Source organism: Priestia sp. P5 (assembly GCF_029522155.1).
GTDB classification, from domain to species: domain Bacteria; phylum Bacillota; class Bacilli; order Bacillales; family Bacillaceae_H; genus Priestia; species Priestia megaterium_E.
On sequence record NZ_JAKWFJ010000001.1, the window covers coordinates 2,105,814 to 2,127,661 of the forward strand.

Consider the following 21,848-nt stretch of genomic DNA (forward strand, 5'->3'; position numbering starts at 1 on the left):
TTTAGCTGTAGTGAAATTTTTTCAAATAGCACGCTAACTGGACTTTTAATAGGTGCTCACTATTTGTAAATGATATGTTCATTTTGTCTTCGATTTTCTTTAAGCGCTGATAAAGTGTATTAACGTGAATATGAAGCTGCTTAGCTGTAAGTGAAGCAGAGCGATTATTATCGAAGTAGGCTTCTAACGTTTGTTCTAAAGGTTCATCATTCAAATGATTGTTCTTAAGAGGGAGAAATACTTCATCAATAAAGGTTTTTACTTCTTCTTTCGATTGATTAATAAATAGCCGGTTAATTCCTATTTCCTCATACAACATGCATCCATCTTGCTGCTGAGACAGAAGGTAAGAGATAGCTTTTTCAGCTTCACTATAACTTTTTCCTATTTGAGTAAAATGAGAATACCGACTTCCAATCCCTGTTTTTACATGACATTCATTGTAGTAACGCCATTTTGAGAGTAAATCTTCTAATTGTTTGATAATAGCATGATGTTTTTCATAAGGGTCAAGCGTAAATACAATGGTTACTTTGGTGTCGAATCCGTATACGACCGGTGCTTTTGAGCTGAAAACCGATTTGATGTCAGATACAAGGCGATGAAGGTGTAAGTTTAAGAGCTGCAGGTCCGCTTGTGAACGAATGGTAATGAGAGCGACTAGAATATGCTTTTTTGTATCAATGTTTAGCTCAGCTGCTTTTTGATACAGCAAAGTGGTGTCATAACACGATAAGTATTCACTAAATAATTCATGTGTTCGCTTGTAAAATAAATCAACTAACGTTTGTTTTTTCAGCATTTCTAATGCAATAACAGAGCTGCTTTGTTCGAGTGCCACTTGATCTAGAGAGGAAAGATCTCCTTGATTTGCCTGCATAATAAGTAACCCTAAGAGCGTGTCAATGCCGTGTATGGGGTGAATATAAACACTGTTTGCCTCATTGTTTGCCTCAATAGTATAAAAACAAGGCTTTGTATGTGAAAGAAAATGTGTGTGAAATTCAGCTGTTTTTGTGTCTATATCAAAGAATTTCAAGAAGCCATAGGTCTTATTATCAACAAAATCTACAATGGTGACAGGAGATGTAACCATTCGGCGCAATTCGGTAAGTATTGGTTCAATTCCTTTACTTTGAAGTGAAACATTCATGAAGGTGCGATGAATTTGATCGCGGCGTATTAAAAGTTCATTTTGTTTTTTTACATCTTCAAAAAGCGCTGAGTTTAAGAGAGCAATCGATACTTGATCGGAAAAGCTTTCTAACAATTCTTTATCCTCTTCATTTAAAAGAGGGGTTGTGCCGTTTTGATAAATAATGAGTACGCATACCGTTTGTTCTTCCATACAAATTGGGACAGAAATGATAGATTGAATGTTTGTAAACGTATAGGACTGATTAAGATAATGAATATTATCGTCAGTCATAGTAGAAGAATCGCGTAATATATCCTCTAAGTTCGTATACATATAGCTTTTATTATGCTTAAATGTCTTTCCGATAATTCCTTCCCCAACTTTCATTTTCATGTTTTGAATTTCACTGTTTGGACCCCCTGACCAGGCGCGAGGCAAAAGAAATTGAGTGGAAGAATCAAACATCCACAGCACGCCCATATCCGCAACAGAAATAACAGAAAGAGCATTTTCCAGAATTCTTGTTAATAGATAATCTGAGTCTTGTAAAAGTGAGATTTCCTTAATGCTTTTCATAAGCACGTTTAAAATGTGCTCATGCCGCTCTAGCTTTTTTTGCAGCACATAAGGAGAAAAGTTAGCTGATAGCTGTTTTATTTGTGGGGGTGTCCAGTCATGCTTAGTAAATATGCGAACAACAAACGCATAGCGATTTGGAAAGGATAAGTAAATTTCCTCGAACTCTTCATATGCCATATGCTTTTGAAAGGAATCACTGCCGTTATGTAGGCTAGTGGGAGGAGTGTAAGTCAGGGATGAACATGAAGAACTGGAAAAAATCACGTTAAAATTTGCAGAATCAATACTTGTCCAAATCTGATAAGGACTATTTTTGATAATAGATGTAAGATAACCTTTCATATTAGCTAATAAATCACTCATGTTAACAACCCCTTATAGACTACTTAATGTAAAAAAATACATAGTTATAGTTCTTATTATATAGAAATACACATTGAAAAAATAGTCAGAATTTTTTAATATTTATATAACAAATTGATTTGTTACAAAACATTACATTAAATGGAATAAAAAGGAGATGAGTGCATTTATGCTAGCAAGGTCGAACTGGAAATACGTCATTTTATTTTTATTATTTTTAGGCTGGTCGCTTGGAAACTTAGATCGTTTTATTATTAATTACGCTATTTTAGATATTTCGAAAGATCTACATCTGAATGCTTCTTCTACAGGCATCATCTTAAGCAGCTTTTTTGCAGGATACGCACTGATGCAAATACCTGGGGGGTGGCTAGCAGACCGCTTTGGATTTAAAAAAGTCATTACAATCGCCGTGCTTTTATGGTCTTTGTTTACGGTTTTTACCGGAATGGCCTGGTCTTTTGCTTCTATTATTATCATTCGCTTTTTATTTGGTTTAGGGGAAGGGAGTTATTTTCCATCTGCATCAAAAGGAATCGCAGGGTGGTTTCCTCAGCAAGAACGCAGTAGAGCCATGTCCTTTTTGTTATCGTCAGGTACCATCATGGGCGTGATTACCCCGATTCTAGCGACTCAGCTGATGCAAACGATAAGCTGGAGAAGCATTTTTTATATCATAGGGGCCATAGGGCTTGCTATTACGGTTCTGTTTGTTTTTTTACTAAAAGAAAAGCAGCAGGGGGAAGAAAGAGAGGCTTCTGCTATTCCTGCTAAGCAGATGACATTAAAAGAAATTATCAAAACTCCGATGATTTGGAATTTATTTATTGCATACTTCAGTATCTACGCCATTAACTGGGGGCTCATGTCGTGGATGCCTACATATTTAGCCGAAGTAAGACATTTGAATTTAACGAACATCGGTTTTCTTTCCGCTATCCCAGCATTTGTAGGCATTATAGGAATGTTTGTTAGCGGCTTTGTTTTAGACAAGCTTCCAGATGGAAAAGACAAGACGATAGCGGCGGTGTTTGGTTTACTGATGGGTATTTTTCTTTGCTTCATGGCCATTTCACCTAGCGTAGGCATGTTTATCGTTTTTCAAAGTGCAGTCACCTTGCTGTTTTCGTTTAATGTGATTTTAATCGCTTCAGCTCCTTTAAAAATGCTGCCTGAATCAGTGGTCGGTTCAGCAAATGGTTTTATCAATACAGGAGCTCAAGCAGCCGGCGTATTAACACCGATGCTCATTGGCTTTTTAGTACAATCGTTTGGCGGTTCGTATAATGCAGCATTTGCTTTATTAATTATTTGCGCTCTTGTCTGTGCTATTTCGTTGTTTTCGATTCGACCTGCAAAAGTGGTAGTGGACGCACAAAATGCTGTTAAATAATGAAGAAAAAGGAGAGTGTCTCATGGATATTATTAAAGAAGTCGAACAACTTATTGAAAAAAAGCGAAACGAGCTAACTCAAATCAGTGATCAAATATGGGAATATGCAGAAACGAGGTTTGAAGAGTATAAGTCGGCACAGCTGATTTGCGACATGTTAGAAAAAGAAGAGTTTACGCTTCGTACACATATTGCTAACCTTGAAACAGGTTTTATTGGAAGTTACGGGAACGGTTATCCGATCATCGCTATTCTCGGTGAATACGATGCGCTTACCGGGCTGAGTCAAAAAGATAAGTGCGCAGTAGCAGATCCAGTCAAAAAAAATGGAAATGGCCATGGATGTGGACATAATTTACTTGGCGCAGGCTCACTAGCAGCTGCGCTTGCTGTCAAAGAATATTTAAAAGAAAAAAATGTCCCGGGGACCGTTCGATACTATGGATGTCCAGCCGAAGAAAGTGGTTACGGAAAGACATATATGGTACGAGAAGGATTTTTTCAAGATGTAGACTTCGCGTTTTCATGGCATCCCGCTACCGTTAATGGTGTCATGCATACGTCATCGAATGCGGTTATGCAAGCAACTTTTAAATTTAAAGGAAGAAGCAGTCATGCAGCTGCTAGTCCTCATCTTGGCAGAAGCGCTTTAGACGCTGTAGAGTTGATGAATATTGGTGTAAATTATATGCGTGAACATATGATAGATGAAGCACGCGTACACTATGCCATTACAAACAGCGGAGGCATCTCTCCTAATGTTGTTCAAGCAGAAGCGGAAGTGATGTACTTAATTCGTGCTCCGAAGCCATCTCAAGTAAAAGAACTTTATGAACGGGTTGTGAAAATTGCAAAGGGAGCGGCTTTAATGACTGAAACACAAATGGAACAGGAAATTCAAGGAGCCTGCGCTAATCTAATTCCAAATCAAACAATGGAGCAACTGATGCATAAGCAAATGATGCAGATAAATTTGGCTGAAGTGAAACATGAAGAAATAGCTTTTGCCAAAGCTATTTACGAGTCTACATCCGCTGAAGATAAAGAAGCAGCAAAAAAACAAGTGGGTTCACTGCTAGACAGAGCTTTAGCGGATCATCCAGTCTTCAACCAAATTGCTCCTATGTCTAAAAATGTTTCCTTCATGACAGGATCAACTGATGTCGCAGACGTTAGCTGGAATGTTCCAACTGCACAGTGCGTGACCGCAACGTGGGCTTATGCTACGCCGTTTCATACATGGCAAGCTGTTGCTCAAGGGAAAACGGAGTATGCCCACGATGCGATGTTATTGGCTGGAAAAGCCATCGCGGCTACGGCGATTGAAATGATAGAAAATCAAGAGCTGATTAATCAAGCCAAACAAGAGCTGGAGGATAGGCTAGAAGGGGAAAGCTATGAATGTCTTGTGCCTTCACATATACAGCCACCTAATTACTCAGAAAGTGAGCAGGAAGACTATAGCATGGTATAAAAAACGAGGCGGGGAAAAACGTATTTTCGTGTAAGGAAGATCCGAACGATGAATCGTTCGGATTTTTTTATTGTTAGGTTGAACACAGGTTTCATTTATCCGGCTTGTTCGTCTTTAGACTGGATTGATGTAGTTATGGCTCAATCTCTTTTTTGTTTTCATTAAAAATAAATGGTTAAAAATATATCTCTTTGCTGAACCTAACCCTATCTAATTGTTTAGGAAAAGAGGTAAAAAAACATGAGAGCATATAAAGTAGAAAAAGATGGGTCAATTTCAACTTCATTAAAAGGAAAATCAGTTTTATCCACTTCTTATTTAAATAAAGGTTCCGCTTTTACTGAAGAAGAAAGAGAAAACCTTCATCTGCAGGGACTTCTTCCTCCAACGGTTTTAACGTTAGAAGAACAGGCAAAAAGAGCATATGAGCAGTTCAAAAAAGCACCGAATGATCTTCAAAAAAATAATTCGTTGAATGATCTGCATAACCGGAACGTTGTCTTATTTTATCGTTTATTAACCGATCATTTAAGTGAAATGCTTCCCATTATTTACACGCCTACTGTAGGTCAATCCATCCAAGAATACAGCCATGAATACCATCGACCTGACGGACTATATTTATCCGTAAATGAAGCGGATCGATTAAGTGATGCGATTGAAAACTTAGGACTCGACGGCGAAGATATTGATTTGCTTGTTGTAACGGATTCAGAAAGTATTCTCGGCATCGGGGACTGGGGTGTAGGAGGGATAAATATTGCAGTTGGAAAGTTAGCGGTCTACACAGCTGCAGCAGGAATTGACCCAAGCCGCGTACTGCCTGTTGTTCTTGACATGGGGACCAATAACAAAAAGCTTCTTGAAGATCCTTTGTATTTAGGAAATCGTCATGAACGAGTAAAAGGAGAAGACTATAATCGTTTTATCGCTCAATTTGTAAAAGAAATAACGGCCAAGTTTCCTAAAGCGCTTCTTCATTGGGAGGATCTTGGGAATATTAACGCGCGTCACATTATGAAAGAATACGGCGATAAAATTTTAACGTTTAATGATGATATTCAAGGAACGGGAGTAATTACTCTTGCAGCCGTTTTAACAGCGGTGCGTATTACAGGAACGCCCCTAAAAGATCAGAGGGTTGTTGTATTTGGACCGGGATCTGCTGGAATTGGGAATGCTGATCGTATTCATAGTGCGATGATGCTTGAAGGGCTATCTGAAGAAGAAGCGTATGATCGTTTTTGGGCATATGATTACAGAGGTCTGTTAACCGAAGATATGGAAGATTTAGCTCCTTTTCAACAGCCGTATGTTCGCCAAAATGAAGAGATTAAAGAATGGGAAAAAGACGATGAAAATAAAATTTCACTGTTAGAGCTTGTCAAGCAAGTGAAGCCAACGATTTTAATTGGAACGTCAGGCGTCACGGATGCTTTTACCGAAGAAATTATTAAAGAAATGGCAAAACATGTAGAGCGCCCGGTGATTATGCCTCTTTCAAACCCAACTAAACTTGCTGAAGCTGTTCCGGAAAATATTATAAAATGGACGGAAGGAAAAGCCCTTATTGCAACGGGGAGTCCATTTGAACCCGTTGAATATAACGGGCACACTTATGAAATTGGACAGGCTAATAATGCGTTTGTGTTTCCGGGTCTTGGTTTAGGTACAATTGTGGTTTGCGCTCAAAAGTTTACTGAATCTATGTTTGCAGAAGCAGCCAATGCAGTAGCGCGTATAGCAGAAACAGATACAAAAGGAGATACGCTTCTTCCCAACATTAAAGATCTTCAAAAAGTATCAAAGGCGGTTGCTGTAGCAGTTGCCGATGCTGCTGTAAAAGATAACGTAGCAACTGTTATCGAACAAAATGTAACTAAACTTGTAGAAGCAGCGGTATGGCAGCCTGTTTATAGACCGGTTAAGGCAAAAAATGAATGAGGTGAATGATAAATGAGCATAGGTCAAATTTTTCTCATTCTCGCGCCTATCTTTTTTGTCATTTTGCTTGGTTATTTAGCAGGGCACTTTAAAAAATTTGATAAGCAAACGTCTAAGGGGCTCAACACATTAGTAACGAAGTTTGCGCTTCCTGCACACCTATTTGTAGGTGTAACGACAACGCCAAGAAAAACACTCATAGACGAATGGCCGTTTTTAGTAGCGCTGATTTTAGGAATCGTCGGGTTTTACCTCATTATATTGCTCGTCGTGAAGTATGCAGGGAAGCATACGTTAACTTCTTCTTCTATGTTTGCCCTAAACTCAGCTCAGCCAACGTTTGCTTTTATGGGCATTCCAGTACTCGGAGGATTGTTTGGTGCAGGCGCCGTAGCGATTCCAATTGCTATAACAGGAATAGTGGTAAACGCGATTTTAGATCCGCTGGCAACGATTTTAGGAACCGTTGGACAACGGGGGCGAAAAGAAGGGGAAGAGAAAACAAGTTTATTCAAAGTAACAGTTCATTCTATTTTGCATGGTCTATCTGAGCCTTTGGCATGTGTACCGTTAATTGGAGTGATTTTAACGCTTTGCGGCTTTCAGTCACCTAAACTTTTACAGGATATGCTTGATCAAATCGGAAGTATCACATCGGGAGCAGCTTTGTTTGCGGTAGGAGTAACGATTGGAATTGGAAAAATTAACTTCAGTAAAGGCGCGCTTGGGATCGCTGTCTTAAAAGTAGCGGTTCAACCCATCGTTATGCTCGGAATTGCAGTATGGATAGGATTGTCTTCAGATGAAGTGACAAAAGCTATTTTACTGGTAGCTTTTCCTGGGTCTGCTGTAGCTGCGATGATTGCTTTGCGGTTTGAAAGTTTGGAAAACGAAACCGCATCTGCTTTTGTCATTAGTGCTATTTTGTCGTTGATTACGCTGCCGCTTCTTATTTCTTGGCTTATGTAAATAAAAAAACGAAAGAGGAGAATTCCTCTTTCGTTTTAAGACGGATTAATAAGCTAATGCAAATAATCCTTTAATATGAGATAAGTAACGAACGTTACTTGCTTCTTTCATAAGTGATGCTGGTAAACCTTTTAATTGCGTTTTGTTTCCGCCGATTGTACCAATTGCATCTTTGCGTCCAAGACTTCCTAGTGTACCAGAGAAGACAGGAACGAATGATTCCATTGCTCCGCCGCGAATAGCTACTGCTAAGTTCACGCCTACAACTTCACCCATTTGCCAAGCTAATTGAGCAGTAGGTGGGTAAGGGCGACCTTCTGGACCCATTACAACCGCTGAGTCACCAGCAAGGAATACATCTTTATGAGATGTAGATTGTAAGAATTCATTTACAAGTGCACGACCGCGGTTTACTTCGATACCTGAGTTAGCAACTACAGAGTTACCTTGAACTCCGCCAGTCCATACCATTGTTTTTGTTTCAATTTTGCTGCCGTCTTTAAGTTCAACAGTTGTAGCATCCATTTTTGTTACAGGTGTACCAGTAACAAATGTAACGCCACGTTTTGTTAAGCTTGATTGAGCGCGCTCTACTAATTCAGCAGGGAAGCCTGGAAGAACTGTAGGAGCTGCTTCTACACAGTATAGAGAAATTTCTTTTGGATCAACACCGTGTTTTAGACATAGGCTTGGCATTAAGTCAGCGTATTCACCAACAAGTTCGATACCTGTTAATCCGCCACCGCCAACTACGATTGTACCGTCAGCTTTATTTTTTGTTTTGCTGTATTCAGCGATACAAGCTTCTACGTGCGCACGTAAACGGTTTGCATCATTTACTGATTTAAGAACGAAGCTGTGCTCTTCTAAACCAGGGATACCGAAGTAAGCAGTTTCACTACCTAAAGCTGTAACAAGGTAGTCGTAGCTTAATTTTGTACCATCTTCAAGAGATACTTCACGTTGATCTGGTGAGATTTCTTTTACCGTTGCAATTTTTAAATCAACGTTGTAGTTTTTAAGTAATTTATCAAGTGGTAAAGCTACCGCTTGTTCAGAAACGCCGCCTACAGCTAGACGGTGTAATTCTGTAATGATTTGGTGAGTAGCAAAACGGTTCACTACTGTAATTTTTGCTTCATCCGCACTTAGGTGTTGGCGAGCTGTCATTGCAGTTAATAAACCACCGTAACCGCCGCCTAAAATTAAAATATGTTTTGACATAGTCGATCCTCCGTCCACACTTTTTAATGAAAATTATTTTTGTTTTTCGTTTGTAATGTCTAAATACGCTTGTGCAAAGCGGAATAGTTTTTGAGCTTGTGGATCTTTAAGCATGCGTAATAAACCGAATAAACCGATTGAATTAGAAGCATTTGCTTCTGCACGATCGTTTGCTTCGATTGCAGTAGCTGCAAGACCTTTTACTGTTCCTTCTACTGGCTCGATAAATTCTTTTACTCCACCAAGTAGATCTTCTTTTAATACGTCGTCAGTTAATAATGATTGCGCAACGTCGTAAGTTTTTGTAAGCACCGTTACCATTTCAGATAATTTTGGTAAATTATCTACAAGAACAGTAAGAGCTTCTTGTACTTCAGGCTTTAACAATTGATCTAACACATCCGCTTGACCTTTGTTAACTGCCGCTTCTGTTTGTACAGCAGCATTTTCCTCTGCAGCTGATTTTTGAATAGTTGATTGAGACATGAAAAGTCCTCCTTTGCTGGATACTGTTGCATATGTAGTTCCTAGTTATCTGCTAGACTTTCAAACTACATTGTGAAGTTGTGAAATCTTGCACATAATTCTATTTTAATTTTAATACGAGATAAAATCAACTCATTTCGTTGAAAAAATAAGTGAAGAACCTCGTAACCCTTTGTTTAATAAAAGTTTATAAAAAATAAAGCGAATAATTGCCTAGGTAAATAAAATTAAAATAGGGAACTAACATGATTCCTCTTCCTACGATAAAACAAATAACGTCATATTTCAACACATACGAACTTAATATTCTATAAGTATTAAAAAGATAGGGCGCATTTACTATTTAAAGAGTTTTCAAAAAATTACATTGACTTACTATGTTGTTCTACATATAATCAGAATATAACATCTTATGTAAGGAGATATAACATGGTTATAGTGGATGAACTTTATCATAATGTGGTCATTACATTGCCTCAATTAAAATTAATTGAATTTATAATGAAGTTAAAAGAAGCTAAAGCACAAGAAATAGAAGATATAAAAACGAAAATTAGTAAATACGAAGAGAAGAAACGTGCTGAAGAAGCTTGGTATCAATCACTATCACCGTTTCGTAAATTTTTTACCGGGCGTCCTTTAAGTCAGCATCAAGCGGTCGAGTATATGGTATACGTAAAGGAACGCTTTAAAAAAATTGATCACCTTAAAGCACAAATGCGAGAACTTCATGAAGTTCTTGAATTAATAAAAGCAGAAAATGAAGAAACAAGTGAAATTACGCTTTCGCCTGCTATTGTACAAGAAATAAAACGATTAAAAAGCAGTGGAGGCGTTGGGATATGAGTGTTAATGAACTAAGTTTAGGTATAAATACAACGTGGGTTGTATTAACAGCAGCGATGATTTTGTTAATGGAAGGCGGCTTTGCCTTGCTAGAGGCAGGTTTTGTCCGCTATAAGAATAGCGTGAATATTATTATGAAAGTATTCGCTGATATTACAATAGGAACGCTTTGTTTCTATTTAATTGGGTTTGGATTAATGTACGGCGATGATTTAGGTGGAATCGTCGGTAAAAGCGGTTTTGCGCTCTCAGGTAATTTATCGCACCTTGACATTCCAATTGGGCTTGAAACGTTTTGGCTGTTTCAATGTGCGTTTGTTATTGCGGTCATTTCTATCGTTTCTGGAGCGGTGGCAGAACGAATTAATTTCCGCGCATATCTTTTATATGCGATTTTAATGACTACATTTATTTATCCTATAGCCGGACACTGGATTTGGGGAGGCGGATGGATTAGTAAGCTAGGGATGCTTGATTTTGCCGGTTCGGCAGTGATCCATGCTCTTGGCGGTTTTTCAGCTTTAGCAGCTGCAATCATGATTGGACCGAGAAAAGGGAAGTTCACGAAAAATGGAATTAGTTCTGTTTCTCTTCCAAGCAATTTGCCGCTTGCATCAGTGGGTGCTTTTTTATTATGGTTTGGATGGTTCGGGTTTAATGCAGGAAGTACGCTAAGTGCCACTGACGTTAGAATTGGTCACATTGCTATTGTCACAATGTTATCAGCAGCAGCAGGCGGAGCAGCTACTTTATTTTATACTTTATTTCGCTACAACCGTTCAGATGCACCTTCTGTAATAAATGGATCGCTTGCCGGACTGGTTGGCATTACGGCGGGGTGCGCTTTTGTTAACACACCATCTGCTATTTTTATTGGAGCTGTATCTGGCTTATTAATGATGGCAGCTACAAACTGGCTCGAAGCACGTCAAATCGACGATCCTGTAGGAGCTTTTCCTGTACACGCTGCTTCGGGAATATGGGGCACGTTGGCTGTGGGCTTGTTTTCTACAGACGGCGGTGTGTTTACAGGAGGAGGCTGGACGTTACTTGGCGTTCAACTTCTTGGGTTAATCGCTCTATGCGCTTGGGGATTTGTTACGACGTGGATAGGGTTAAAGGTTATTTCTTTGGTGGTTCCGCTTCGATCTACGGAAGAAGAAGAAGAAGTAGGCTTAGATATCAGCTACCACGGTATCATGGCAGCTCATCAAGCTCCTGAATTTATTGAATATGAAAACTACTATGCGGAAGTAAAAGAAAAAGCCGCAGATTCGTAATAAAAGGCCGCGCTTTATAACAAAAGGGCGGCCTTTTTATGTGGAAAAAAATAGATGTAAAATACTTGGTTTAAATGATTGAAAAGTCAGAATATTTGTGTTATATTATAAAAAAGCCAAGGAGTTGATTTCTTATGAAAAAGAATTTACTTAATTCACCGCAAAAATCCAACGGAAAGGTGCTTGATGCATTATTCGCTGAGATGATTTTAGATAAGGCGATTGCAGAATTTCGTAAAGCACAGCTAAAAGAAGAAATCGACCGCACGCTATTGATGAAAAATAAAGAAGAGTTTTTAAAACTCTCATCAGAACTTAAACAAATTTCTTAATTACTTACTATACTTCACACGCCATCTATTTTGGATGGCGTGTTTTATTTTTGAGACCTACTAAAAGGGATTAATTAGTAATAATTACGGACCTCCATGTACGCTTAATGGGTTTACGGGATCTCGAAACGGGGAAACCGTTCCAGAGTTCAAATTTGATAACTATTATCCACTATCAAACGGAGCGGAACTATATCAAGTGGTAAATGGGGAAGAAGTACTTGTAGCTACCTATGTGGCAGAAGAAAAACGATTTGTACCAGCGGTTGCTAACCCAATGTAAAGGACTGGTTTTTTGTGATTCGAAAAGGTTTGTATGCAGCATATAATGAACGAGATTACGAATGTTATGAAACGGAAAACGGGTGTGTAAAGCTAATTAGCTATGATGAAGGCGATGTAGCAAATGGATTCATTCCATACAATGACACGACTTTTACAAAAGAAGTTCCTCGTGATGCTGTTGAAGAAGTGTTTTTTATAGCTCCGTATGCTACTTATCAAAATGAAACGTTTGGTGTGTCAGATGCTTCTGATCGTCGAGTGCTTTTGACCACATCTGAAAAAGAAAAAGCTGATAAATATCATTTTCAACGAACGGATAAATATCTATACGAAAAACATGTGTTAAAAGAAGAAGTGAAGTTAATGGAGAAAAAAACTCCTTACTCATAAGACTCCATAATAAAAAGAGGATGCACTCGCATCCTCTTTTTATTTAATCAATTTTCTTGAAGTGTTTCTGTTTGTATTATCATTTGTGCGAAGGAAGGTAATGCCAAGACCGATTAATCCTCCTACAATAGCAGGAACTACCCAGCCGAGACCCACTCCATACATAGGTAGAATCGATGTAAACAGATCGTTTACTGCCGCAATTTTGAATCCAGCAGCATTTAAGCCATCAAATAAACTAACGATAAACGTGAACAGAAGGCTTACTTGGTAAACTTCAGAACGTCCTTTAAATAAAGGATGTAAGAATGTTAAAGCAATTAACACAATAGCTAACGGATAAATAGCTGTTAAGACTGGAACCGAAATAGCGATTAATTCCGTTAAACCAAAGTTTGCTACAACGGCGCTGAATGCTGATAAAATGACAGCAATCAACTTATAAGAAACCCTTGGAAACAGCTTATGGAAGAAAGATGAACAAGACGTTACAAGGCCTACACTTGTTGTTAAACAAGCAACGGTAATCATCAGACCTAAAAGAATTCCTCCGTAAGAGCCAAAGTAGTAATTTGATACTTCAGCCAAAACCGTACCTCCGTTATCAAGACGTCCAAGCTCTGATACGCTTGAAGCACCCATATAGGACAATGCACTATAAATAAGAGCTAAAATAACGGCAGCGATAGCCGTAGCTTTTGCACAAATTGTGATGATTTGTCGGTTGGTTTTTGCTCCTTTTTCTTTAATTGCATTAATAATAATAATTCCAAAAACAAATGATGCTAGTGTATCCATTGTTAAGTAGCCTTCTTGGAAGCCTTTAAAAAATGAGTGTGTTGTATAAGCTTCGCTTGGTGCTTCAAATTTTCCAATTGGGTTCACAACGGCTACAACTACCAATATTCCAATAAACGTTAATTTAATAGGTGTTAAAACTTTTCCTACTAAATCGACAATTTTCGCAGGGTTTAGCGAAAAAAAGCAGGTAATAGTAAAGAAAATTACCGTGAAAATGATAAGGGGAAGGTGTCCTGGATTTTCTGATAAAAAAGGCTTAACGCCAATTTCGAACGAAACGCTTCCCGTTCTTGGCATCGCAAAAAGCGGTCCGATTGCCAAGTATAAAATCGTAGTAAAGATAATACCGAAAGCTGGGTGTACGCGACTAGCTAAAGACTGCAGATCCTCTTTTCCGGAAAAACCAAATGCGAGAACGCCTAGAAGAGGCAGACCTACACCCGTTACTAAAAATCCAGCGTTTGCTGACCAAATATTGCTTCCAGCAGACTGACCTAACATTGCAGGGAAGATTAAATTACCTGCGCCGAAGAATAGGGCAAAAAGCATAAAGCCAATAACCACTATAAATGAAAAAGGAACTTTGTTTGACACGTTAAAACCTCCAAAATTATAAATGCTTTTTATTATCGTGTTGAATAATTAAAATTTTCAGAATTTTATATTCGAATAATAAAAATAAACATGTATCGTATTATACTAACCTAAAATGCATATTTCAATATAAAATTTTATTTTTTTAATTTATTCGCTGAAATAGCAAAAATAGAAAAATACTTAGCAAAAAAATCTCAATATACAACAATTATTTGATATGATAAAACAGAACCGTGGCTTTTAAAAATTCGCATGTGCGGCCTTATATCCTTTTAGTAAAGAACTGTTTACATAAGGTGCTGTAAGGATGTATATTTATACACGGTTCGCGGAACCGCATATGCTCGATGGATGAAAGTCAACTGTGCGAAAGGAGCAAGAAAGTGAAAAGGTTAGGTCTAGCAACTCAGATTCTAATTGGACTGATTTTAGGCGTAGCTGTAGGTGCTATTTTTTATGGAAGCGATACAGCCATTTCTATTTTACAGCCGGTTGGAGACATATTTATTCATTTAATTAAGATGATTGTCGTACCGATTGTGATTTCAGCATTAATCGTAGCGGTCGCAGGAGTAGGCGATATCAAAAAATTAGGTAAGCTTGGCGGAAAAACAATTCTTTATTTTGAAATTGTTACAACCATTGCTATTGTAGTGGGGATTATTGCCGCGAACTTATTCCACCCTGGTGCAGGGGTTGATATGGGGCATATTGAAAAAAGCGATATTTCTCAATATGAGGCAACGGCAAAAACGTCTGAAAGTACAGGGATTGCTCAAGAGCTTCTTCATATTGTTCCGACAAACGTCTTTCAATCGGTAGCAGAAGGCGATCTTTTACCAATCATTTTATTTTCCGTACTGTTTGGTGTAGGCGTAGCTTCGATTGGAGAGAGAGGAAAACCTGTTTTAGCCTTTTTTGAAGGCGTCTTGGATGCAATGTTTTGGGTAACTAATTTGGTGATGAAATTTGCTCCAGTAGGTGTATTTGCACTTATTGGTGTTAATATTATAAAGTTTGGTGTCGGATCACTTATTCCATTAGGAAAATTAGTGTTCGCCGTTTACTTCACCATGATTTTCTTTGTGCTTGTGGTTCTTGGAATTATCGCTAAAATGGCTGGAACAAGCATGTTTACGCTGATAAAAGTGTTAAAAGACGAGCTGCTTCTTGCTTTTACAACGGCAAGTTCAGAAGCCGTTTTACCATCTCTTATCAAAAAGATGGAAGACTTCGGTTGTTCTAAATCGGTTACATCGTTTGTTATTCCAACAGGCTACACGTTTAACTTAGACGGTTCAACCATTTATCAGGCGCTGGCATCGCTGTTTATTGCTCAAATGTACGGCATCGACCTTTCCATTATGGATCAAATTCAGCTCCTTCTTGTGCTAATGTTAACCTCAAAAGGAATGGCTGGTGTACCAGGGGCATCGTTTGTAGTTGTACTTGCTACGCTTGAATCTATGGGCTTCCCTCTTGAAGGCATGGCATTTATTGCAGGAATTGACCGCATTCTTGATATGATGCGTACCACAGTTAACGTAGTAGGAAATGCTCTAGCTGCAATTGTAATGTCCAAGTCTGAAGGCGAGTTTGATAAGCAAAAATCATTAAATTATACAAATAAATTAAAGAAATCAAACATAGCTTAAAACAAAAAAGCCGGGCAGCTGCCCGGCTTTTTTGTTTGGAGCTGCGTGTTATCTTTTTTGAAACATATGGTAAAATAAAAGAAATGAGAGACAAAGGAAGTGTCATAATGACGGAAACTGTTCAGTTAATTAAAAAGCTTGTTTCGATTCCCAGTCCTTCTGGAAATACAGAAAAGGTGATTTCATTTGTCGAAGACTATGTAAAAGAGCTAAATATTCAAACGTATCGCAATCGAAAAGGAGGCTTAGTCGCTACTATTCCCGGTAAAGATACAGATCATCACCGCATGCTGACGGCTCATGTCGATACATTAGGTGCTATGGTAAAAGAAATCAAACCTAGTGGACGTCTGAAAATCGACCTGATTGGAGGGTTTCGCTACAATTCTATTGAAGGAGAATATTGTGAAATTGAAACTTCATCAGGAGAAGTATTTACAGGAACCATCCTTATGCATCAAACTTCTGTTCATGTGTATAAAGATGCAGGGGAAGCTGAGCGAAATCAAGAAAATATAGAAATTCGATTGGATGAAAAAGTACATAGCGCAGAAGATATTCGCAGCCTTGGAATTGAAGTCGGCGACTTTGTTTCGTTTGATCCCCGTGTAGAAATAACCAAAAGCGGTTTTATTAAATCTCGTCATCTCGATGATAAAGCAAGCGTAGCTTTATTGCTTCAGCTCATGAAAACAATTCAAGAAGAACAGATCGAACTGCCATACACTACGCATTTTCTCATTTCAAATAATGAAGAAATTGGATACGGAGGGAATTCAAACATTACGCCTCAAACGGTAGAATACTTAGCGGTTGATATGGGTGCTATGGGAGATGGACAATCTACTGATGAATACACCGTGTCTATTTGTGTAAAAGATTCAAGCGGACCGTATCATTACGGTTTGAGAAAGCATTTGGTGGAGCTAGCTAAGCAGCATGATATTCAGTATAAATTAGATATTTATCCGTTTTACGGATCAGATGCTTCCGCTGCTATTCGTGCGGGGCATGACATCGTACACGGCTTAATTGGTCCAGGAATTGATTCTTCTCATGCGTTTGAGAGAACGCATCAAGATTCATTGAACCATACGTATAAGCTTCTTCACCACTATGTGCAGTCAAACATGGTTCTGCTTTAAGAAAGGAATATTTAATTAGTGTATTTTTTATGCAGAACAAAGAGCGGGACGGGACTGTGATGTCTGTACTTTCCTTTCCTAAAAAAGAAGCCGACTGTCCGGCTTCTTTTTTTAATAAATACTATATATTTTTTTACTGGTGAAGCAACAGTTGGTAAAAAAGCACCTTTTTTAAAGAGGTATAATACTACTTCAACCTTTTGTACATTTTGTTCATTTACAGAAGTTAAAATGTTTTTAAATTTTTAAAAGTTTCTTGTGACAAGTTTTGTAGAATGGGTTTTCAAAAGGAAATGCTTTCGTCATAATGTGGATATAGCGATCACTACAATAATCGGAGGCGAATCTTTTCATGTGGGTACTGACGGTGTATGCTGGAAAAGAAATGAAAATGTTTGAATTTGAAACTGAAACGCAGGCGAGAGAAGCTTTTGCAAAAACAAATGGCTGTAAAGTTCTTTCAGAAGTCGTGTATTATAATGATCCTCATTTAACATTAGTAGCTATATAATGAAAAACAAGAGCTGACTTTATGCTCTTGTTTTTTTATAGCTTCTTGTATCTTACGAAAAGAATAGAGTTGAAATAAAAAAAAATGTACGCTATGATATGGTAGTTACTTCTATTATTCTGATAGTTTAAAAGGTTCATATATATCAAACAGCAACAGTAAAGATGCCAAGAAGGCTTAATAGGGAAACTGGTGTAAGACCAGTACTGTCCCCGCAACTGTAAGTGTGGACGAACGAGTATAACCACTGTGAAAAAATCACGGGAAGGTTCTCAAGTAGAATGATACACAAGTCAGGAGACCTGTCTTTATTGTGAAGTTTCTATTTCTCCGGGGAGCGGGAAGGGAAACGTTGGCTTAAAGTGGCATTCGTGTACACTCTTATTCTGACGTTTTACCCGCTCGCATATTAGCGAAGCGGGTTTTTCTCATATCCTAAAACTACATATCGTGCAAAAAAGGTGCGCAATGACCACATTGCGTTAAATGGGAAGTCTGGTGTGAAGCCAGCGCGGTACCCGCCACTGTGAAGAGGAGCTGATTGCATATGCCACTGTATTCGGGAAGGCGCAATCAAGTAATGAATCGAAGTCAGGAAACCAGCCTTTTTCTAATGCGAAGCTTACCCTACGGGATATAGGTGGAAGTGCAAAAACTTAGTTTGAATTTTCTGCGCCTCTATCATTGATAGAGGCGTTTTTTTAGTAAAGGAGAGAATGAGTGTGACGACTTGGAACTTGAATGCAACAAAGCATCACGTATTGATTTGTAATGGAAGCAGCTGTATGAGAAAAGGTGGAGAAGAAGCCACGCAGGCTATTCGAAATAAAGTGACCGAACTGAATCTAGATGAAGCGGTTCATACAACCCGCACGCGCTGTAACGGAAGATGCAAAGATGCTCCTGTAGCTATCGTGTACCCTTCAGGAGATTGGTACAAGCAGGTCACTGAAAACGTAGCTCATCGAATTGTTGAAGAGCATTTAGCAGGGGGCTGCAGTATAAAGGAATCGCTTATTTATGAATATGATCAAAATGGTTTCGTTTCTCCAGAAAACAGTGACTCCATAGAAGGAATTGACAAAGTAAAAAGTAACGCATAAAGGAGGAGCTAGCATGAAAGGTAAACTACTAGTTATTGGATTCGGTCCAGGAAGCTTTGAGCATATCACACAGCGAGCAAGAGAAGCCATTCAAGAAAGTGATATGATCATTGGTTATAAAACCTATGTGGAATTAATTCAAGGACTGTTAACGAATCAACAAATTATTAGTACAGGAATGACCGAAGAAGTAAGCCGTGCACAAGAAGCTGTAAAGCAAGCTGAAGCGGGCAAAACCGTAGCTGTCATTTCAAGCGGAGATGCAGGAGTATATGGAATGGCAGGCCTTGTGTATGAAGTGTTGATTGAAAAAAGCTGGAAAAAAGAAACGGGCGTAGAGATGGAAGTAATTCCTGGCATTTCGGCTATTAATTCATGCGCATCTCTCCTTGGAGCGCCCGTGATGCATGATGCTTGTACGATTAGTTTAAGTGACCACCTTACGCCTTGGGAGCTAATCGAAAAAAGAATTGAAGCAGCTGCACAAGCAGATTTCGTAGTGGCTTTTTACAACCCAAAAAGCGGAAGACGAACAAGACAAATTGTTGAAGCGCAAAGGATTCTATTAAAGTACCGTTCTCCTGATACGCCTGTTGGTCTTGTGAAAAGCGCTTATCGTGACCGTGAAGAAGTCGTAATGACCAACTTAAAAGATATGTTAAACCATGAAATTGGCATGCTGACTACCGTTGTTGTTGGGAATTCATCTACGTTCTTTTATGACGATTTGATGATTACACCGCGAGGGTATCAGCGGAAATATACCCTCAATCAAACGGAACAGCCGCTAAGACCGCATCAGCGACTTCGAAAAGAAGCAGAACCATGGGCTCTTGATCAAGAGGAGACTGTACAGCAAACGGCTTCAGCTATTGAAGCTGTTCAGAATAAAAAAGAAGAAAAAACAGCTTCACGAGCTCTTGCAGAAGAAGCGCTTCAAGCAATTTTAGGTGAAACTACTTCTCCGGTCGTACATCAGCCAATAGAGTCTATTTTTGAAGTGGCGGTTAGTCCAGGGCTTGCGAATAAGAAGTTTACGCCCGTTCAAATGACAACACTAGCAGAAGTTGTTGGTGAAAAAGGTACGATGGAGTATACGCCTGATCATCAAATTAAATTGCAAATTCCAACGGCTCATCCAGATGTGATCATTGAAAAACTTCAAGCAGCTTCCTTTTTATTATCTCCGGTCGGAGACGTGTTTACAATTAAAGCGTGTGATTTTTGTGATGGAGAAAAAAGCGACGCCATCCCACATACGGAAGAATTACAAAAGCGCCTCGGTGGAATGGACATGCCAAAAGAGCTGAAGCTTGGTATTAATGGATGCGGTATGGCCTGTTACGGTGCTGTTCAAGAAGATATCGGCATTGTCTATAGAAAAGGTGCGTTTGACTTATTTTTAGGAGCTAAAACGGTTGGGCGCAACGCGCATTCAGGTCAAATTGTGGCGGAAGGCATAGCGCCTGATGACATTGTTGAAATAGTTGATAACATTGTCCGTGAATATAAAGAAAAAGGTCATCCTAATGAGCGGTTTCACAAATTCTTTAAGCGTGTGAAGAACGTTTATGGATTCGATTATCAGGATATAACACCAAAAATAAAAGTAGAACCAGCTCCTTGTGGAGATTAAGAAATGGGAGGGCATTATATGAAATCAGTTTTATTTGTCGGTCATGGAAGCAGAGATTCTGAAGGGAACGATCAAATTCGCGAGTTTATCTCTACTATGAAGCATGATTGGGACGCATCTATTTTAGTAGAAACGTGTTTTCTAGAATTTGAACGTCCGAATGTAAGTCAAGGAATTGACACGTGTGTGGCAAAAGGAGCACAAGATGTAGTTGTGATTCCAATTATGCTCTTGCCTGCTGGCCACTCTAAAATACATATTCCGGCAGCTATAGATGAAGCTAAGGAAAAATATCCACACGTAAACTTCGTATACGGACGTCCCATTGGCGTTCATGAAGAAGCTCTTGAAATTTTAAAAACGAGATTACAAGAATCAGGAGAAAATTTAGAAACTCCAGCTGAAGACACGGCTGTTATTGTCTTAGGACGAGGAGGAAGCGATCCTGATGCAAACAGTGATCTATATAAAATTACGCGCCTTCTTTGGGAAAAAACAAACTACAAAATCGTCGAAACTTCTTTTATGGGCGTGACCGCTCCATTGATTGATGAAGGGGTGGAACGATGTTTAAAACTGGGCGCTAAAAAAGTGGTTATTCTCCCATATTTCTTATTTACAGGAGTATTAATTAAGCGTTTGGAAGAAATGGTGAAGCAGTATAAATTGCAGTATGAAGACATTGAGTTTAAGCTAGCCGGCTATTTCGGCTTTCATCCAAAACTACAGACAATTTTAAAAGAACGTGCTGAAGAAGGATTAGAAGGCGAAGTGAAAATGAACTGCGATACATGTCAATATCGCCTCGGCATTATGGAGCATATTGATCACCATCATCATCACGATCATGATCACGATCACGGGCACCATCACCACGATCACCATCATGACCATCACCACCATGAAGATAAGGTCGGCGAGTTAAAATGATTTTATTGTTAGCGGGAACTAGCGATGCACGTGCATTAGCTGTTCAAGTGAAAAAAGAAGGTTACGACGTTACGGCGACGGTTGTAACCGACAATGCAGCAATCGAATTACAGCGTGCAGAAGTGAACGTGAAAATTGGACGTCTCACACAAGAAGATATGATTGATTTTGTAAACGAACATAGTGTAAAAGCTATTGTGGATGCAAGTCACCCTTTTGCCGAAGAAGCATCTAAAAACGCTATCGGCGCAGCTGCTGAAACATCGATTCCTTACATACGCTATGAGCGGGCTTCACAGGCTTTCACCTACGACAATATGACGATGGTTTCCACGTACGAAGAAGCAGCTGAAGTAGCGGCTCAGAAAAAAGGAGTTATTATGCTGACAACAGGCAGCAAAACGCTGCAGGTTTTTACAGAAAAGCTCCTTCCTCTTTCAGATGTACGGCTTGTTGCTCGTATGCTTCCAAGGCTGGATAATATGGAAAAGTGTCAGCAGTTAGGATTTCCGCAAAAAAATATTATTGCTATTCAAGGTCCGTTTACAAAAGAGTTTGACCGAGCCCTGTATAAGCAATACGGCGTGACGGTCATGGTCACAAAAGAAAGCGGAAAAGTTGGATCTGTGGATGAAAAAGTAGAAGCAGCCAAAGAGTTAGGCTTAGATATTATTATGATTGGGCGACCAAAAATCGAGTATGGGACCGTGTATTCCACGTTTGAAGAAGTGGTTCATGCTTTAGCAAACCAAACTAGGAGTTGATTG

General features: G+C 38.9%; 19 protein-coding genes and 2 riboswitches. Of the genes, 15 read left to right on the forward strand and 4 right to left on the reverse strand.

Going from position 1 to position 21,848, the window contains the following annotated elements; translation table 11 throughout:
- Position 1 precedes the first annotated feature (1 nt).
- Positions 2-2,080, reverse strand: a complete 2,079-nt coding sequence (locus MMB69_RS11395; protein ID WP_277447747.1) for a helix-turn-helix domain-containing protein — start codon at positions 2,078-2,080, stop codon at positions 2-4.
- Positions 2,081-2,249: 169 nt separating this feature from the next.
- Here MMB69_RS11395 and MMB69_RS11400 point away from each other — a divergent pair, with 169 nt between their 5' ends.
- The 4 genes from MMB69_RS11400 (at position 2,250) to MMB69_RS11415 (ending at position 7,860) form a co-directional block, all read left to right on the forward strand.
- The gene (locus MMB69_RS11400) at positions 2,250-3,473 is read left to right on the forward strand and encodes an MFS transporter (protein WP_221785012.1); all 1,224 of its coding nucleotides are present in this window, start codon (positions 2,250-2,252) and stop codon (positions 3,471-3,473) included.
- A gap of 22 nt (positions 3,474-3,495) precedes the next feature.
- The gene (locus tag MMB69_RS11405; RefSeq protein WP_221785013.1) at positions 3,496-4,947 is read left to right on the forward strand and encodes a M20 family metallopeptidase; all 1,452 of its coding nucleotides are present in this window, start codon (positions 3,496-3,498) and stop codon (positions 4,945-4,947) included.
- 240 nt (positions 4,948-5,187) lie between these two features.
- Positions 5,188-6,891, forward strand: a complete 1,704-nt coding sequence (locus MMB69_RS11410; RefSeq protein ID WP_277447748.1) for an NAD-dependent malic enzyme — start codon at positions 5,188-5,190, stop codon at positions 6,889-6,891.
- A gap of 12 nt (positions 6,892-6,903) precedes the next feature.
- Positions 6,904-7,860, forward strand: coding sequence for an AEC family transporter (locus MMB69_RS11415; protein WP_063247862.1), 957 nt, complete (start codon positions 6,904-6,906; stop codon positions 7,858-7,860).
- 45 nt (positions 7,861-7,905) lie between these two features.
- Here the strand turns inward: MMB69_RS11415 and MMB69_RS11420 are convergent, their stop codons facing one another.
- Together MMB69_RS11420 and MMB69_RS11425 are read right to left on the reverse strand one after the other, a co-directional pair.
- On the reverse strand, positions 7,906-9,084 hold the full coding sequence (locus MMB69_RS11420) for an NAD(P)/FAD-dependent oxidoreductase (protein WP_013057328.1): 1,179 nt from the start codon (positions 9,082-9,084) through the stop codon (positions 7,906-7,908).
- 33 nt (positions 9,085-9,117) lie between these two features.
- Positions 9,118-9,570: a DUF1641 domain-containing protein gene (locus tag MMB69_RS11425; protein ID WP_013057327.1), complete on the reverse strand. Its 453-nt coding sequence runs from the start codon at positions 9,568-9,570 to the stop codon at positions 9,118-9,120.
- A 429-nt stretch (positions 9,571-9,999) separates the two neighbouring features.
- On the opposite strand from MMB69_RS11425, the gene MMB69_RS11430 reads away from it, so the two are divergent.
- The 4 genes from MMB69_RS11430 (at position 10,000) to MMB69_RS11445 (ending at position 12,703) form a co-directional block, all read left to right on the forward strand.
- Positions 10,000-10,416: a hypothetical protein gene (locus MMB69_RS11430; protein ID WP_013057326.1), complete on the forward strand. Its 417-nt coding sequence runs from the start codon at positions 10,000-10,002 to the stop codon at positions 10,414-10,416.
- The gene (locus MMB69_RS11435) at positions 10,413-11,696 is read left to right on the forward strand and encodes an ammonium transporter (protein ID WP_098999400.1); all 1,284 of its coding nucleotides are present in this window, start codon (positions 10,413-10,415) and stop codon (positions 11,694-11,696) included. The genes MMB69_RS11430 and MMB69_RS11435 overlap by 4 nt, the downstream gene beginning before the upstream one ends.
- A 134-nt stretch (positions 11,697-11,830) precedes the next feature.
- A complete protein-coding gene (locus MMB69_RS11440) occupies positions 11,831-12,028 on the forward strand; it encodes an IDEAL domain-containing protein (protein ID WP_013057324.1) in 198 nt (65 codons plus the stop codon).
- A 297-nt stretch (positions 12,029-12,325) separates the two neighbouring features.
- On the forward strand, positions 12,326-12,703 hold the full coding sequence (locus MMB69_RS11445; protein ID WP_221785015.1) for a hypothetical protein: 378 nt from the start codon (positions 12,326-12,328) through the stop codon (positions 12,701-12,703).
- A gap of 39 nt (positions 12,704-12,742) precedes the next feature.
- On the opposite strand, the gene brnQ is transcribed toward MMB69_RS11445, so the two are convergent.
- Complete coding sequence (brnQ, locus tag MMB69_RS11450) at positions 12,743-14,098, reverse strand: branched-chain amino acid transport system II carrier protein (RefSeq protein ID WP_034651532.1); 1,356 nt, start codon at positions 14,096-14,098, stop codon at positions 12,743-12,745.
- Positions 14,099-14,484: 386 nt separating this feature from the next.
- On the opposite strand from brnQ, the gene MMB69_RS11455 reads away from it, so the two are divergent.
- The 7 genes from MMB69_RS11455 (at position 14,485) to cobK (ending at position 21,845) form a co-directional block, all read left to right on the forward strand.
- Complete coding sequence (locus MMB69_RS11455; protein WP_251444025.1) at positions 14,485-15,756, forward strand: cation:dicarboxylate symporter family transporter; 1,272 nt, start codon at positions 14,485-14,487, stop codon at positions 15,754-15,756.
- A 107-nt stretch (positions 15,757-15,863) separates the two neighbouring features.
- A complete protein-coding gene (locus tag MMB69_RS11460; protein WP_277447749.1) occupies positions 15,864-16,901 on the forward strand; it encodes a M42 family metallopeptidase in 1,038 nt (345 codons plus the stop codon).
- A 352-nt stretch (positions 16,902-17,253) separates the two neighbouring features.
- Complete coding sequence (locus tag MMB69_RS11465) at positions 17,254-17,412, forward strand: hypothetical protein (protein WP_014459832.1); 159 nt, start codon at positions 17,254-17,256, stop codon at positions 17,410-17,412.
- A 145-nt stretch (positions 17,413-17,557) separates the two neighbouring features.
- A riboswitch (cobalamin riboswitch) is annotated at positions 17,558-17,736 on the forward strand.
- Between the two features lie 118 nt (positions 17,737-17,854).
- Positions 17,855-18,034: riboswitch (cobalamin riboswitch) on the forward strand.
- Between the two features lie 100 nt (positions 18,035-18,134).
- Positions 18,135-18,515: a (2Fe-2S) ferredoxin domain-containing protein gene (locus MMB69_RS11470; protein WP_028413115.1), complete on the forward strand. Its 381-nt coding sequence runs from the start codon at positions 18,135-18,137 to the stop codon at positions 18,513-18,515.
- 13 nt (positions 18,516-18,528) lie between these two features.
- Positions 18,529-20,151 carry a precorrin-3B C(17)-methyltransferase gene (gene cobJ / locus MMB69_RS11475; protein WP_277447750.1) on the forward strand — a complete coding sequence of 541 codons (1,623 nt, stop codon included), beginning with the start codon at positions 18,529-18,531 and terminating at the stop codon, positions 20,149-20,151.
- A gap of 18 nt (positions 20,152-20,169) precedes the next feature.
- Positions 20,170-21,081, forward strand: a complete 912-nt coding sequence (locus MMB69_RS11480; protein ID WP_028413117.1) for a sirohydrochlorin chelatase — start codon at positions 20,170-20,172, stop codon at positions 21,079-21,081.
- A complete protein-coding gene (gene cobK / locus MMB69_RS11485; RefSeq protein WP_277447751.1) occupies positions 21,078-21,845 on the forward strand; it encodes a precorrin-6A reductase in 768 nt (255 codons plus the stop codon). The genes MMB69_RS11480 and cobK overlap by 4 nt, the downstream gene beginning before the upstream one ends.
- Positions 21,846-21,848: the final 3 nt, after the last annotated feature.

Bases quoted from the DNA above. Each gene is read 5' to 3' on its own strand.
- MMB69_RS11460 (WP_277447749.1), top strand. From the start codon at position 15,864: ATGACGGAAACTGTTCAGTTAATTAAAAAGCTTGTTTCGATTCCCAGT.
- MMB69_RS11405 (WP_221785013.1), top strand. From the start codon at position 3,496: ATGGATATTATTAAAGAAGTCGAACAACTTATTGAAAAAAAGCGAAAC.
- cobK (WP_277447751.1), top strand. From the start codon at position 21,078: ATGATTTTATTGTTAGCGGGAACTAGCGATGCACGTGCATTAGCTGTT.
- MMB69_RS11415 (WP_063247862.1), top strand. From the start codon at position 6,904: ATGAGCATAGGTCAAATTTTTCTCATTCTCGCGCCTATCTTTTTTGTC.
- MMB69_RS11400 (WP_221785012.1), top strand. From the start codon at position 2,250: ATGCTAGCAAGGTCGAACTGGAAATACGTCATTTTATTTTTATTATTT.
- MMB69_RS11410 (WP_277447748.1), top strand. From the start codon at position 5,188: ATGAGAGCATATAAAGTAGAAAAAGATGGGTCAATTTCAACTTCATTA.
- MMB69_RS11480 (WP_028413117.1), top strand. From the start codon at position 20,170: ATGAAATCAGTTTTATTTGTCGGTCATGGAAGCAGAGATTCTGAAGGG.
- MMB69_RS11430 (WP_013057326.1), top strand. From the start codon at position 10,000: ATGGTTATAGTGGATGAACTTTATCATAATGTGGTCATTACATTGCCT.
- MMB69_RS11440 (WP_013057324.1), top strand. From the start codon at position 11,831: ATGAAAAAGAATTTACTTAATTCACCGCAAAAATCCAACGGAAAGGTG.
- cobJ (WP_277447750.1), top strand. From the start codon at position 18,529: ATGAAAGGTAAACTACTAGTTATTGGATTCGGTCCAGGAAGCTTTGAG.
- MMB69_RS11435 (WP_098999400.1), top strand. From the start codon at position 10,413: ATGAGTGTTAATGAACTAAGTTTAGGTATAAATACAACGTGGGTTGTA.
- MMB69_RS11395 (WP_277447747.1), bottom strand. From the start codon at position 2,080: ATGAGTGATTTATTAGCTAATATGAAAGGTTATCTTACATCTATTATC.
- MMB69_RS11420 (WP_013057328.1), bottom strand. From the start codon at position 9,084: ATGTCAAAACATATTTTAATTTTAGGCGGCGGTTACGGTGGTTTATTA.
- MMB69_RS11425 (WP_013057327.1), bottom strand. From the start codon at position 9,570: ATGTCTCAATCAACTATTCAAAAATCAGCTGCAGAGGAAAATGCTGCT.
- MMB69_RS11465 (WP_014459832.1), top strand. From the start codon at position 17,254: ATGTGGGTACTGACGGTGTATGCTGGAAAAGAAATGAAAATGTTTGAA.